This window comes from Achromobacter insuavis (genome assembly GCF_902859645.1).
GTDB lineage: Bacteria > Pseudomonadota > Gammaproteobacteria > Burkholderiales > Burkholderiaceae_B > Achromobacter > Achromobacter insuavis.
In genome coordinates, this window is the sequence record NZ_CADIJR010000115.1 from 1 (window position 1) to 13,328 (window position 13,328).

Annotated in this window: 12 protein-coding genes; 4 read left to right on the plus strand and 8 right to left on the minus strand. The window is 70.2% G+C overall.

The features are described from left to right. On the minus strand, positions 1-1,152 hold a 1,152-nt coding region (locus tag H0523_RS29850; protein WP_180180249.1), incomplete at its 3' end, for a PepSY-associated TM helix domain-containing protein. 111 nt (positions 1,153-1,263) lie between these two features. On the opposite strand from H0523_RS29850, the gene H0523_RS29855 reads away from it, so the two are divergent. Further along, on the plus strand, positions 1,264-2,205 hold the full coding sequence (locus tag H0523_RS29855; protein WP_054434961.1) for a 2-hydroxyacid dehydrogenase: 942 nt from the start codon (positions 1,264-1,266) through the stop codon (positions 2,203-2,205). 24 nt (positions 2,206-2,229) lie between these two features. Here H0523_RS29855 and H0523_RS29860 read toward each other — a convergent pair whose 3' ends face one another. Then, the gene (locus H0523_RS29860; protein WP_054434974.1) at positions 2,230-3,066 is read right to left on the minus strand and encodes a universal stress protein; all 837 of its coding nucleotides are present in this window, start codon (positions 3,064-3,066) and stop codon (positions 2,230-2,232) included. Between the two features lie 125 nt (positions 3,067-3,191). Then, positions 3,192-5,303, minus strand: a complete 2,112-nt coding sequence (locus tag H0523_RS29865) for an FUSC family protein (protein WP_054434963.1) — start codon at positions 5,301-5,303, stop codon at positions 3,192-3,194. A 367-nt stretch (positions 5,304-5,670) separates the two neighbouring features. On the opposite strand from H0523_RS29865, the gene H0523_RS29870 reads away from it, so the two are divergent. The 3 genes from H0523_RS29870 (at position 5,671) to H0523_RS29880 (ending at position 8,270) form a co-directional block, all read left to right on the plus strand. Beyond that, positions 5,671-6,576 carry an EAL domain-containing protein gene (locus tag H0523_RS29870; protein ID WP_054434965.1) on the plus strand — a complete coding sequence of 302 codons (906 nt, stop codon included), beginning with the start codon at positions 5,671-5,673 and terminating at the stop codon, positions 6,574-6,576. A 140-nt stretch (positions 6,577-6,716) separates the two neighbouring features. Beyond that, on the plus strand, positions 6,717-6,914 hold the full coding sequence (locus H0523_RS29875; RefSeq protein ID WP_006394892.1) for a hypothetical protein: 198 nt from the start codon (positions 6,717-6,719) through the stop codon (positions 6,912-6,914). 255 nt (positions 6,915-7,169) lie between these two features. Further along, complete coding sequence (locus H0523_RS29880; protein WP_054434967.1) at positions 7,170-8,270, plus strand: DUF748 domain-containing protein; 1,101 nt, start codon at positions 7,170-7,172, stop codon at positions 8,268-8,270. A gap of 1 nt (position 8,271) precedes the next feature. Here H0523_RS29880 and H0523_RS29885 read toward each other — a convergent pair whose 3' ends face one another. The 5 genes from H0523_RS29885 to H0523_RS29905 all read right to left on the minus strand — a co-directional run. Further along, entirely contained in the window at positions 8,272-10,437 is a 2,166-nt protein-coding gene (locus tag H0523_RS29885; protein WP_180180250.1) for a TonB-dependent receptor, read from the minus strand. A 56-nt stretch (positions 10,438-10,493) separates the two neighbouring features. Continuing rightward, entirely contained in the window at positions 10,494-10,889 is a 396-nt protein-coding gene (locus tag H0523_RS29890) for a DUF2946 family protein (protein ID WP_054434968.1), read from the minus strand. Between the two features lie 89 nt (positions 10,890-10,978). Next, the gene (locus H0523_RS29895) at positions 10,979-11,692 is read right to left on the minus strand and encodes an MgtC/SapB family protein (protein WP_054434970.1); all 714 of its coding nucleotides are present in this window, start codon (positions 11,690-11,692) and stop codon (positions 10,979-10,981) included. Positions 11,693-11,836: 144 nt separating this feature from the next. Next, positions 11,837-12,205, minus strand: a complete 369-nt coding sequence (locus H0523_RS29900) for a hypothetical protein (RefSeq protein WP_054434972.1) — start codon at positions 12,203-12,205, stop codon at positions 11,837-11,839. A 444-nt stretch (positions 12,206-12,649) separates the two neighbouring features. Then, positions 12,650-13,328: c-type cytochrome (locus H0523_RS29905; protein ID WP_180180251.1), on the minus strand; the 679-nt coding region annotated here is incomplete at its 5' end.

The window sequence follows — 13,328 nt, forward strand, 5'->3', positions numbered from 1 at the left end:
CGCCTGCGCGGCCTGCCGGCCGCGGTGCTGCAGCCGGCGGCGGCTGATCCAGATGACCAGCCCGGTGACGAAGAACAGCAGGGGCAGCAGGCCCAGGAAGGCGGTCAGGACGCGGGTCGGCAGGCCATAGAGGCTGCCGGAATGCAGCGGGAACATCACCGCCAGGAAACGCTGGGCGGCCGTGCCCGATATCGGATCGGCGCGCGACAGCAGATCGCCGCCGCGCATCGCGATGAACATGCGCAAGGTGCCGACCGGCTGCCAGTCGTCGGCGCGGCGCACCCGCGCCTGGTAGACGCCGCGCGCGGGGTCGCGCCGCAGCATGACGAGCGTGGCGTCCGGCGGCGCCAGCGCGCGCGCCCGGGCGGCGGCGCCATCCCAACCGATCTCCGCTTCGCCCGCGGCCAGCGGCGCCTGCGGGGCGGCGCGCGTCTCGGGCGGCACCGTCGCCACGCTGGCGACCAGTTGGCGGCCCAGTTGCGGCAATCCCATGAAGAAGCCGCTGCCGGCCACCACCAGCAGGAACAGCGCCGCGATCAGGCCCGCGGCGCGATGCAGCTCGTAGCTGGTGCGGAAGGCGCCGACGCCGCGCGTCACCGTGACCGAGCGGCGCCAGTGTCCCGGCCGCGGCCAGGCCAGGTAGAGGCCGGCCAGCAGCAGCGCCACCCAGACGACGGCGAGCCAGCCCAGCACTTCGCGGCCGGTCTTGCCTTGCAGCAGGGTCATGTGCCAGCGCAACAGCAGCGGCATCAGGTGGGCGCGGTCCAGCGTGACGGCGTCGCGGTCGCGGCTGGCCAGCAGCTGGCCGGAGCAGGCGTCCACGCCGGCCTCGTTGGCGGCGGTCGAGGCATGCTTGAATTGCACCCGGTAGCTGTCGGCCGGCGCCTGGGGCAGGGTGATGGCGGCGATCGCGGCGCCGGGCCAGGCCTGCTCGACCGCGCGGGCGGCAACCGAGGGCGGCAACGGCGCGGCGCAGACGCCCGCCGTGTTGCGCAGCATGGCAGCGTTCAGCCAGCCGTCAAGCTCGTGGTCGAAGGCCAGCAGGCTGCCGCTCAGGCCCGCCAGCACCAGCACGCTGCCGAGGATCAATCCCGTCCAGCGGTGCAGGAATGACAGGGCGGAGCGCAGGGGCTTGCGAAGCTTGGCTTTCATGTGGCGTTCAATGACGGCAGCGGCGGGTGGCGCGCAATTGTACCGAGGCGTAATATCTGGCGGCGCTTTTTTGGCGCCATTCCAGTCTCACCGCCTCCGACCCGTAGCGACATGAAGATCCCCCTGTTGATTTTGATTGAAAGCGCGCACGATTTCCTGCCGGTCATCGAAGACCGCGGCTTTCGCTGCATTCTTGCCACCACGCCCGAGAAGCGGGCCCAGGCCATCCGCGACCACGCTGACGAGATCCGCGTGGTGCTGACCCGCGGCGCCACCGGTTTTTACGCCGAGGAAATGGCCGCGCTGCCCAAGCTCGAGCTGATCTGTTCGCTGGGCGTCGGGTTTGAGAACATCGATGTGGCCGCCGCCCGCGCGCGCGGCCTGCAGGTGACGCACGGCCCCGGCGCCAACGCCACCTCGGTGGCCGATCACGCCATGGCGCTGCTGCTGGGCGCCGCCCGTCACCTGCCGCAGGCCGACGCCTGGGTGCGCCAGGGGCATTGGAATGGCTTCATGGGGCCGCAGGTATCGGGCAAGCGCCTGGGCATCGTGGGACTGGGCACCATCGGCCTGGAGATCGCCAGGCGCGGCACCAATGGCTTCGGCATGACGGTCGGCTACTACAACCGGCGGCCGCGTCCCGAGACCGGCTACGCCTATTACGACAGCCCGCGCGCGCTGGCCGAGGCCAGCGACTTCCTGGTGGTGGCCACGCCGGGCGGCGCCGATACGCGGCACCTGGTGAACGCCGCCGTGCTCGACGCGCTCGGGCCGCAAGGCTATCTGGTGAACATCGCGCGCGGCAGCGTGGTCGATACCGAGGCGCTGATCGCGGCGCTGGCCGAACGCCGCATCGCCGGCGCCGGGCTGGACGTGGTCGAAGGCGAACCGGTGGTGCCGCCGGCGCTGCTGAAGCTGGACAACGTGGTGCTGACCCCGCACAGCGCGGGGCGTTCGCCGGAAGCGGTGTCGGCGACGGTGGCGCTGTTCCTGGAGAACGCCACCGCGCACTTCGCCGGCAAGCCGGTGCTGACGCCGGTGCCGCAGGGCTGAGGCGCCGCCGGCGTCAAGCGGAGGTCAGTGCGAGAACATGATCGGCACGGTCATGCTCCTGAGGATCGACGCCGTGGCGCCGCCCATCGCCCATTCGCGGAACTTGCTGTGGCCGTAGGCGCCCATCACGATCAGGTCGGCGCTGTAGTCGGCCGCCGCGTTCAGGATGGTGCTGCCCACGCCGACGCCCTTGATGTCGCGGCGCACGTGGTCCGGCGCCGGCATGCCCTGGGCGATGCAATAGGTGGCCAGGTCCTCGAACGGCACGGCCTCGTCGTCGCGGGTGGCGGCGCCTTCGTCCATGGTCAGCACCACCAGGTGCGAGGCCAGGCGCAGCAGCGGCGCGGCGTCCGCCAGCGCGCGGGCGGCTTCGCGGCTGCCGTCCCAGCAGTACAGCACGCGTTCGCCGACCACCGGGAAATCGCCGCTGGACGGCACCACCAGCACCGGCCGGCCGGCGCTCAGCAGGGTCTGTTCGACGAATTCATTCTCGTGCACGGCCTCGACGTCCTCGCGGTTCTGCTGGCTGACCACCAGCAGGTCGCTGGTGCGGCCCAGCCGCGCCATGCTGGCGCTGGGCGAGCTGGCGCCGGCGCGCACCGCGGCCGGCACGTCGGCCGCGGCCACGGTTTCCAGGAAGGCGTTCTGCACCGCGCCGCGGTTCTGCGCCTGCAGGTCGCGCATCACGTTGAGCGTTTTCGACATCATCACGGACTCGCCGTAGTAGTACTGCGGCGGGGCCGAACTGGCATAGATGCCGACCAGTTCGGCCTGGTGGCGCCTGGCCAGGGCCAGCGCCACGCGGGTGCGGCGGGGGCAATCGAATCCGTGGTCCAGGTGGACGGAAATGCGGCGATACATGGCGGCCTCCTTTTGAGCGCGGTAGGCCTCCATCGTTGCGCGTTCCGGGCATTCCGCCCTTGATGCGCGTCAAGCGCCCCGCAGTTTGGCGGGGTTGCCGCAAGCGGCCGCGGGCAGCGGGCGTGTCAGGTCTGTTGCACGCGGTCGCGCAATTGCCGCACCTGCCGCGCCTGCTGGGCGATGCGGTCGAGCGGACCGGCCAATGCCGGCGCGGCGGCGTTGACGGCGGCCGGCACCGCCAGTTGGCGCAGTTCGACCACCGGGGCCGGTTCCTGCGGATGCAGGGCGTGCGCCAGCGCCAGTCCGTAGTCGCGCAGGGCCGGCGCGGCCGCGCTGTCCGGCGCCAGCGCCGGCTGGATCTCCAGCACGGTGCCGGCGGCGGTGACGCGGCGCATCGCGTTCAGCAGGTTGACCGCGGTGTCCACCTTGCGGTCGCGGTGCACGGGGTTCTGCTGCAGCCGCTGCAATGCCGCCTCGGCGTTGTCGGCGGCCAGGCAGGCCTGGCGGCGCAGGCCGACGATGTCGGCGGAGGCGGCCGCGCCGCTCTTGTCGGCCGTCAGGGCCCGCGCATAGTCGGCATGGCGTTCCAGCGCGCGGGTGAGCGCGCCGGCCAGCTGGCGCGGTTCCTTTTCCGGCCACACCAGGAAGCCCACCAGCAGGGCCAGCACGCCGCCCAGCACGCTGTTGAAGGCGCGCAGGGCCGCCAGCATCGGCTCGTAGATGTCCGGCTGCTGGATATGGCTGACCAGCACGAACTGCGAGGTCAGGAAAAAGGTGAACAGCGCATAGTGAATGGTGCGGGCCGCGAACGTGCCCAGCGCGATCGGCAGCACCGCCAGCGCCACCGACAGCGGCGTGCTCAGCAGCAGGCCCAGCAGCGAGGCGCCGACGGCGCCGGCCACGCTGCCGATCACGCGCTCGACGGTGCGCTGCCAGGTGGTGGCGAAATAGGGCTGCAGGATGAACACCAGCGTCAACGACATCCAGTAGCCATGGTTGACGGCGAAGGTCTTGGACAGCGCCACCGCGATGGTGGCGCCGATGCCCACGCGCAGGGCGTGGCGAAAGGCATCCGACTCGAACCGCAGGTTCTGCCGCAGGCTGCGCCAGGCCTGCCGCGCCGGCGAATCGGCGCGCGCGGCCAGGGCCGGCGCGGCGGGCGCGCCATCCTGGTCGAACAGCGCCTGCATGATCGCCTGGGCGGTCTGCTGCAGGCGGTCCAGCACCGGCACCATGGTCGCCAGGTCGGGCGCGTAGGCCATGGCCGCGCCGCGCAGTTCGTGCAGGCCGGCGCCGAAATGCGCCAGCCGCTCGCGCAGGCAGTCGGCCTGCCTGGCGTCGCTGACGTCCGAGGTGCTGGCGATGGCGTTGGCGACGCTGGCGTAGCGATGAAAGGCGTGTGACAGGTTGGCGCCGGCCGAGCGGCCGAGCCAGCGCGGGGCGTTCGATTCCAGCAGATCGGCCGCGGCCACCAGGGCGATGAAGCTGTCTTCGGCGCTATCGAGCAAATAGAACAATTGCTGCGCGCGGGCCTGGCGCGAGGGCCGCGCGTCCTGCACCTCGCGGATGCGCACGCGGGCCGCCTCGAGCGCCGCGCGCATGCCGCTGCGCTGGGGACGGGTGACCGCGCTCCAGGCCTGCGGGCCGGCGGCGGGCGCCAGGCCCGAATACATGCGCGCCAGCGCATCGGCGAAATCGGCCAGGCCGCGATAGCAATGCGCCACCGCGTGGGTCGCGTCCTTCCAGGGACGGCGGCGCCACACCAGCGCGGTCATCAGGATGGCCCAGAGCGCCCCGGCGACGAAGAACAGGGTGTACGACAGGCTGGCCGCGAGCGTCGGCGCCGGCAGCTCGGCCGCCACCACGAAGCCGGCCGACAGCAGCGTGCCGACGATGGCCGCCGCCGGGCCCAGCACGCGCAGCAGGCCGCCGAAGGTGCAGCAGACGAAGGTCAGCGGCAGCAGCAGCCACAGCGTGTGCGCGCTGGCGCTGGCCAGGAAGCAGAACAGCGCGCCGATCAGGCCCAGCGCCAGCATCGACGCGGCGCGTTGGCGCAACGGACCGCCCGGGTCGCCGAAGCAGGCCCAGAAGGCGGCGATGGCGGTCCAGCCCAGGCGCGGCTCGTGCGCCAGCACGGCCAGGATGACGGGCGCGGCGCTGATGGCGGCGGCTTGCAGGGCGTCCAGCCAGAGGACGTGGCGCAGGGAAACGCGCCAGCGGGAGAGCAGGGTAGTCACGCGGAAAATGGGCGGAAAAATAGGCCGGTACGGCGGAAAAGTCGCAACGCTACCATGTCGACAAGGACAAAGAACACCGATTAATAGGAGCGTCCGAAAAATGCGGTTTTCATGAATCTGAATGGCCTGAATACCACTGGTTACATATGTGTGACTTTGGCGCCGCAAGCGTGCAAAATACCCTGGAGTAAATGCGCAAAATCGCATAAAAAAACATTGGCGATCGAATACGCTGGGTAGTACACAAGGCAGTAAGAAGCAAGGTAGCAAGATATTCCTGCAGGCCGACTGTGAATACTCATGTCCAATGTGCCCCGCTCTGCGCCCGGACAGCGCAGGCCGTACTCTGGGGACTTAAGGAGCGAACATGACGCCAACTCACGAGGCTTCCACAAGCTCGGTGGTGAGCGACGACGAAGTCGCCGCCATGATTACCGGCAAAGAAGGATTGCGGGTGCTGCTGCAGCCGCAAGTCGACCTGTTGACCGGCCGCATCGTGTCGGCCGAGGCGCTGGCGCGCTGGCAGCATCCGCAGCTGGGCGTGGTCATGCCGGCTGAATTCATTCCCACCGTCAACCGGCTCGGGCTGGACAGGATCCTGTTCGAGCGGGTGGCGCAGCGCGTCATCGACATGCTGCAGAGCATGCGGCGCACCGGCATGGCGATTCCCATCGCCATCAACGCACCGGCCTCCACCCTGTCCGACGAGCGCGCGGTCGAGTTCCTGCTCGAGCGCATCCACGTGGCCGAACTGCCGGCGTCGCTGCTGCGCGTCGAACTGACCGAAGACCAGCCCATCAAGGAGCTGGAATCCTTGCGCGCCACGCTGGAACGCCTGGAACAGGCCGGCTGCGAGGTCAGCCTGGACGATTTCGGCACCGGCCACGCCTCGTTGAAACTGCTGTCGGCGATTCCTCTGTCCGAGGTCAAGATCGACCAGTACTTCGTGACGCGCATGCGCCGTAGCGCGGTCGCCTTCGAGGTGCTGCGCACGGCCGCCGAGCTGGCCACCCGGATGGGGTGGCGGGTGGTGGCCGAAGGGGTCGAGAACGTGGCCGACGTGCCGGCGTTGCGGGCCGCGGGCTGCCGCTATGGCCAGGGCTACGCGCTGGGCCGGCCGATGCCGCTGGATGACCTGATGATGCGGCTGCGCGTCCAGCGCGACCGCGGCGAACCGCTGGCGGCGCCCGCCAGCTATGCCTCGGCCTGGCTCGACGCCTTCGATCCGCAAGACGCCGAGACCGGCCTGCCGGCGCACGTCACCACGCAATAGCCGCGCTTTTTACTTCCCGGGTCCTGAAATTACCGGTGCCGCATCATGCGGCGGGGTGGCGCGCGCGCCACGCCCGGGCGGGCACGGCAGTTGCTAGGGAATCCCTGGCGGAAGTGGTTCCGCCTACTAGGAGATTTGTCATGGCAAACCCGAATCAGCCCGGCCAGCAACCCGGCCAGCAACAGCAGCCGCAAAAGCAGCAATCGCAGGAAAATCCGAAGGACCGCAACCAACCGGGCCAGCAACAGCCCGGCCAGGGCGGCCAGCAGATGGACAAGGACCGCAATCCGGCGCAGCAGCCGGGTCAGTCCGGCCAGCGGTCGCAGACGCAGCGCTGATGCGTTGACGGGCCCGTAGCAAGCCCGCGATCCGGCCGCCGCGCCGGCAGGCACAGGGTGAGTGGCGACGACGCCCGCGCGGGGAAACCCGGCGCGGGCGTCGTCGCGTCGCGCCGGTTTCGGCCCTGATCGCGATGCACTGGTGCCGCCATATGCCTTGCGCCATGGCGCGCGGGTCGCTAAGGTGCCAGGCAGGGCCGCCATGAGGCCCGCCGGAACGCGGCCGCGTTTCGCGCATCGCCAACAGGACCATCCATGGGTAACGCCTCCGCCATGCCGCGCCGTTCGTTCGCACGCAAGCTCCTGATCGCGCTGGTGCTCGCGGTGCTGCTGTTGGGGGCCGTGGCCTGGATCGGCATGCGCGTCATCGAGCGCCACATCGCCGGCCTGCTGGGGCCGCGGGCCCAGGTGGGGGAGGTGCGGCTGGGGTTCGACGCGGTGGTGCTGACGGACGTGAAGATCACGGGCGCCGAGGGCGTCGCGCCGGCCAGCGCGCGGCGCGTGGTGGCCGAACCCGACTGGGGCTCGCTGCTGCGGCGCCAGCCCGTGTTCCACAAGATCACCATCGAGGGGTTCGATTTTGCCGTGCTGCGCGCGCCCGACGGCGACATGCAGATTTCCCCGGCCCTGCAGGCGGCCTTGCGCGAGGCCGACGGCGACGGCGGCCAGGCGCGAGCCAGGGGGCCGGTCCGGGCCGACGACATCATCCTGGACGGTGGCCGGCTGGACTTCATCGACTCGGCCATCGCCAAGCCGCCGCACCGCATCCCGTTCGAGAACGTGTCGGCGCGCCTGCATCCGCTGGTGTTGCCGGCCGATGGCCAGCAAAGCCAGATGGAATTCAAGGGCTCGGTGCGGGACAACCGCAGCGGCGCGGCCACGGTTCAGGCGCGCGGCTCGCTGGAGGTGGGCGGCAGTGACGCCGACATGACGGTCGCGGTGCGCAACATGGATATCCGCTATGCCGCGCCGTATCTCGCGGAGAACGGCGCCGGATCGCTGGCCGGCGGCGCGATGGACCTGGACATGCGCACCACCATCGCCAAGCGGCAGTTGAACGCGTCGGGCGTGGTGGCGCTGCACGACCTGAAGTTCAGCGGCGACGGCTCGCTGTTCTCGCTGCCGCGCAAGGCGGTGCTGGCCGCGCTGGAAGACCGCAAGGGCACGCTGCGCATGGAATTCAAGCTGGCCGGCAGCCTCGACAATCCGAAGTTCTCGGCCTCGCGCGGCTTCGCGGCCCAGATCGCGCGCGGCTTCGGCCGCGCCATCGGCGTGGGGGCCGAGGGCGCGGCCGGCGGCGTGGCCGGCGCGGTGAAGGACCTGGGCGACGCGATCTCCGACCTGTTCACCCAGTGAGTCAGAAGCGGTAGTTCGCGCTCAGCTCGACCCGCCGGCCTTCGCCCAGCAGCCACTGCGTCTGGTTGTAGTAGGCGGTCTCGGCATACTGGCGGTCGAACACGTTGAAGGCTCGCAGCGCCAGTGTCAGGTCGCGCCACGGCTCCCATTGCAGCGCCAGGTTGGTGGTGGTGTAGCCCGCCATTTCCAGCCGGTTGGCGGCATCCGCGAAGCGGCGGCCGACATAGCGCAGGCCGGCGCTGGCGGTCCATTGCTGCGCGAACTTCCAGCTGACCCAGGCGTTGGCCACGCGTTCCGGCACGTCGGTGGGGACGTTGCCGGCGCGCGATACCGCCACGCCGTTGGCCGATTCGCTGAAGTCGTCGTAGCGCGCCCGCAGCACGGCCGCGTTCAGGTCCACGCGCCAGGCCGGCGTCAGTTCCACGCCCAGCGTGGCTTCCAGGCCGCGCGACGACTGCTCGCCGACCTGGATGCGCAGCGTCGGGTCGTTGGGATCGCGCGTCACCAGGTTGTCCTTGCGGATGTGGTAGGCCGCCAGCGTCCATTGGCCCTTGTCGTCCCAGAAGGTCTGCTTCACGCCGACCTCGACCTGGCGGCCCTTGGACAGCTTGAAGTCCTTGTTGGCCGGCGACAGCAGCAGCAGGCTGCCGATCGGATCGGCGGCCTCGGCGTACTGGCCGTAGACGGACAGCGTCGGCAGCAGGTCGTAGACGGTGCCGATGCGCCAGCCGACGTTGTTGAAGGTGGTGTCGAACGCGGTCTGGTCGGCGACCAGGTCGCGTCGTTTGAGGTCGATGTGGTCGTAGCGCAGGCCCGCCAGCACCGACCAGCGGGAGGTCAGCATCAGGCGGTTCTCGGCGAACAGCGCGTATTGGTTGGCGCTGTTGCGATAGCGCGGCGTGGTGCCGGCGACGTTGATGAAGCGGCCGTGATCGACGTCGTACGGGTCCACCAGCGAGGTGCCGGAATACGGCGAATTGTTGGTGTGCTTGAACGTGGCGTGGTTCAGTTCGAAGCCCACCGCCACCTTGTTGGCCAGGCCGAACAGATGGCCGTCGAAGGACGCGTCGGTGACGTTGCCGACCTGTTGCTGGTCGTGGCGGATGTCGGTGTAGGCGCTGCGCTGGATCAGGCCGCTGGCCGGTTGCCAGGTGTAGTTCTCGGCGTCGCGGTAGTCGCGGTCGCTGCCGATGTAATAGACGCGGCTGCGCACCAGCGTGGCCGGGTTCGGCGACCATTCCGCCTTCAGGTCGGTGCGGCTGTCGCGGTAGATGATCTTGCTGTCGGCGACGTTGTAGTTCTGGCGCCGCAGGTCGTAGTCGATCTTGCCGTCGATCAGCGGCGTGCCGAAGTAGCGCGTCGGCTCCTGCCAGGCGTAGGCCTGGGTCAGCGTGAAGTTCAGCTCGGGCGACACGTCCAGGCGCAACGCGGCGGTCACCGCCAGGTCGCGCGCGTCGCCCAGGCTGATGCCCGAGTTGCTGTGGTTGCCGCTGATGTCGAGCCGGTACGACCACTTGTCGTCCAGCGCGCCGCCGCTGCCAAAGCCCAGCCGCTGGGTGTCGTGGGTGCCGACGGTGGTCTGGATCTCGTTCTCGATCGGGCCGCGGGTGGGTTTTTTCGGGATCACGTTGACCACGCCGCCGATGGCGCCTTCGCCATACAGCACCGAGGCCGGGCCGCGCAGGACCTCGATGCGCTCGACCGCCCACGGGTCGTAGAGGAAGGTCTGGCCGACGCCGCCGAACTGGCGCACGCCGTCGAACAGCTGGGCCACCGAGTTCGAATCGGTGAAGCCGCGCGACGACAGCGACGAGCCGCCATTGCCAGGATGGCGCATGGCGCTGATGCCGGCGGCCTGGGTGATGGCGTCGGTGACGTTGACCGCGCCGCGCGCGCGCAGCTGTTCGTTGCTGATGACGTCGATGCTGGCGGGCGTGTCGAACGGCCGCAGGCCCAGCAGGGTGCCGGTGCTGGCCTGTTCCAGCAGGGTGGCCAGGGGCGTGTCGCCCGCGACCGAGATCGCCGGCAGGGTGGCGACGCCGGACGCCTTGGCGGCGGGCGGCGAGGAAGGAACCTGCGCATGCAGCGCGGGCGTGAAGGCGAGCGCGGTCCAGACGACCACGCGCCGAGGCAGGACGCGGCGCGTCCTGGCGGAAATAGAAACCATGGGAATTCCCGGTAAGCCAAGAAAGCCGCGCGAGGCGCGGCGGAACGATCAGCGGGCTACCGGGGCAGGGGTGGGGCGCGGGCGCCCAGCGGCGGGCCGGGCGGGAAACCTTCGTGGGGCGCTGGCGGCGCGCGCGCCGCCAGCGGATGGGTCATGACCGCGCCGACGGCGAGCAGCGGCACGGCCGCCGAGGGCAGGGCCACCGCCGCCAGCATCGCCCCCATGGGGCAGGTGGCGGCCTGGGCCGCGTGGCGTTCGTCGGGCGCGTCGCTGTGCTTGGACGGACCGGCCACCCAGATGGTGCCGGCGGCCGAGCACAGCTGGATCAGCGTGCCGCGCTGTCCGGTCGCCGGCATGAAACCCGGCGGCACCAGCGCCTTGAGCGCGAACAGCGCCAGCACCAGCCAGAGGCAGGCGGCGTTGCGGGCGAGGGACGGGAACGGGCGGCGCATGATCGGCGCCCATTCTAGAGGGTTTTGGCGCTTGCGTGACAGGCGCGGCAGGCCGGCGGCTGCGACCCATCGCCGCAGCGCGCGGGCCGCTACACCGTGCGCGCGGCCCAGAAGGCGGTGCGGATGCCCGGCGCGGCGGCGATCCGCGCGGTGACGCGGTCCAGGTCCAGTTCGTCCACCGAGGCTTCGCTCAGCGCCGCCTCGATCTCGACCTCGTTTTCACCGAACTGGTCGATCTTCAGCTCGGACAGGGGCAGTTGCTCGTCTTCGAGCACGTCTTCCAGCACGGTCATGGCCGCCTGGCGCTGATCGACGTGGGCGATGATGTGGATCACCGTCGTGACTTCGGTGGTCTGCGCGTCGACCGGCTGGCGGTTGACGTAGGAGACCAGCGGCCGCAGCAACGTATTGGCGGCCAGCACGAACACGGTGGCCGCGATCGCCTCGAGGATCAGCGAGGCGCCGGCGCAGGCGCCGATGGCGGCCGAGCCCCACAGCGTGGCCGCGGTGTTCAGGCCGCGGATGCTGCCGCCTTCGCGCATGATGGCGCCGGCGCCCAGGAAGCCGACGCCGGACACCACATAGGAAATCACGCGCGCGCCGCCATCGGGACCGCCGACGCGGAAGGCCATGTCGACGAAGATGGCGGCGCCCACCGCCACCAGTGCGTTGGTGCGCAGGCCGGCGGTGCGCTGGCGGTACTGGCGCTCGAAGCCGACGATGGAGCCGAGCACGAAGGCCACCGCCAGGCTGATGAGGGTGTTGGCCAGTGGCAGCAGCTGGATGTTCTCGAAGTTCTTCATGTTGTTGTTCTCGTGTTCAGGGCATCTGCCAGACGGACGCGGCGGTCAGGATGAAAGCCAGCAGCCAGAGCAGCAGCAGGGCCGCCACCCGGGCGGCGAGGAGGCATTTGTACGGGTCTTTCATGACAGTCTCCTTTCCGTGGCTCAGGCCGGCAGCACGGCGATGCGGGCGCCGCCTTCGTTTTCCCAGTGCACGCGGCGCACGTCGGGGCTCTGGCCCAGGCGCAGGGCGATGGCGCTGAGCAGGCCGCGCAGCTGCGGCGGGCATTGCAGCGTGACCGTGGTGCTGGCGAGCTGGTCGGCTTCCTGGCGCGAGATGCGCACGTTCACGACCCGCAGGTTCAGGGCCTGCAGCTCGTAGTACAGCTGCTTGCGCAGCGCGTTCAGGGTGTCGGCGAGGCTGACGATGGTGAACTGGTAGGTCGGGGTGGCGGCCGGGGCGGCCGCGGCCACGCCGGCGCCGCGCACGGCGGCGGCGCCATCCAGGAAGGGGAGGAATTTCTTGATGCGCATGGTCGTCTCCTGGCGGGAGTACGGTGGAAGGTCCACATGCATGCGCCGCTCGCCGGGCGCGGGGCGGGCGCAACAAAGCCCGCGTATCGCGTCGGTAAGTCGGTATCGGAAGGGCGGTGGCCGGGGCAGCGCGAGGGCTGTCGGGCCAATAGCCGTGTCCTGGCTTTACGCAGGACTCGGCAGAAAACTCTGCGGATCCTGCGTCAAGCGGCGCAAGCAGTCGTGTATCGACTACATCCGTCGTTGTCCACAATGATCTCGGGGTGGTTGATGGTGCGACAATTATAAGAAGGGATTAGGGAAAACACCAAGTAAAAAATCAGACTTAATGAATATTGATATGCCGTCGTGCGACCGAACCCGCGCCGTGCAGGCAAGCCCGGCGGGTGGAAGGGGAACGGCGGCCCGGCCGGGCCGCGTTTCCAAGCCCCGGCCGGGAACGGATCAGCGCGCGCCGGCGTAGTACTGGCCCAGCGCCTCGACCTCGCTGTCGGTCATCCGCTGCGCGAAGGCGCGCATCACGCCGACGTCGTCGTTTTGCCGCGAACCGTTGCGAAAGGCGTTGATCTGGTCCGCGAAGTACTCCTTGGACTGGCCCGCCAGCCGGGGCAGCAGCGGTCCTTCGCCCATGCCGCGCAGGCCGTGGCAATTGGCGCAGGCGGGCAGGGCGCGGCTGCCGTCGCCCGCCTGGTCGAGCTTGCGCGCCGCCTCGCCGCCGGCCTCGCCCACGTGTAGCGGCGGCCCCGCCAGGCTGCCGTAATAGGCCGCCAATTGGCCGATTTCCTGCTCGCTCAGGGCCTGCGCGATGGTGTTCATCAGCGGCTGCTTGCGGGTGCCCTGGCGGAAGTCCGCCAGCTGCTTGGCGATGTACTCGGGCGTCAGGCCGGCCAGGTTGGGGAAGATGCCGCCGGTGGGCGTGATGCCGGCCTGGCCGTGGCAGGCGACACAGGCCTGCACGCCGGCCGCCGGCTTGCCGGCGGCGGCGAGCTGCTTGCCCGGTTCGGGGTCGGCGCCGCGCAGGTAGCCCTCCCAGGCCGGACGCGATGCGCTGAAGTCCAGCGCGCTGCGTCCGGGCACGGGCGCGGCCGGGATGGCGGTCGAAGGGGCGGGCGTGGCGGCGGGC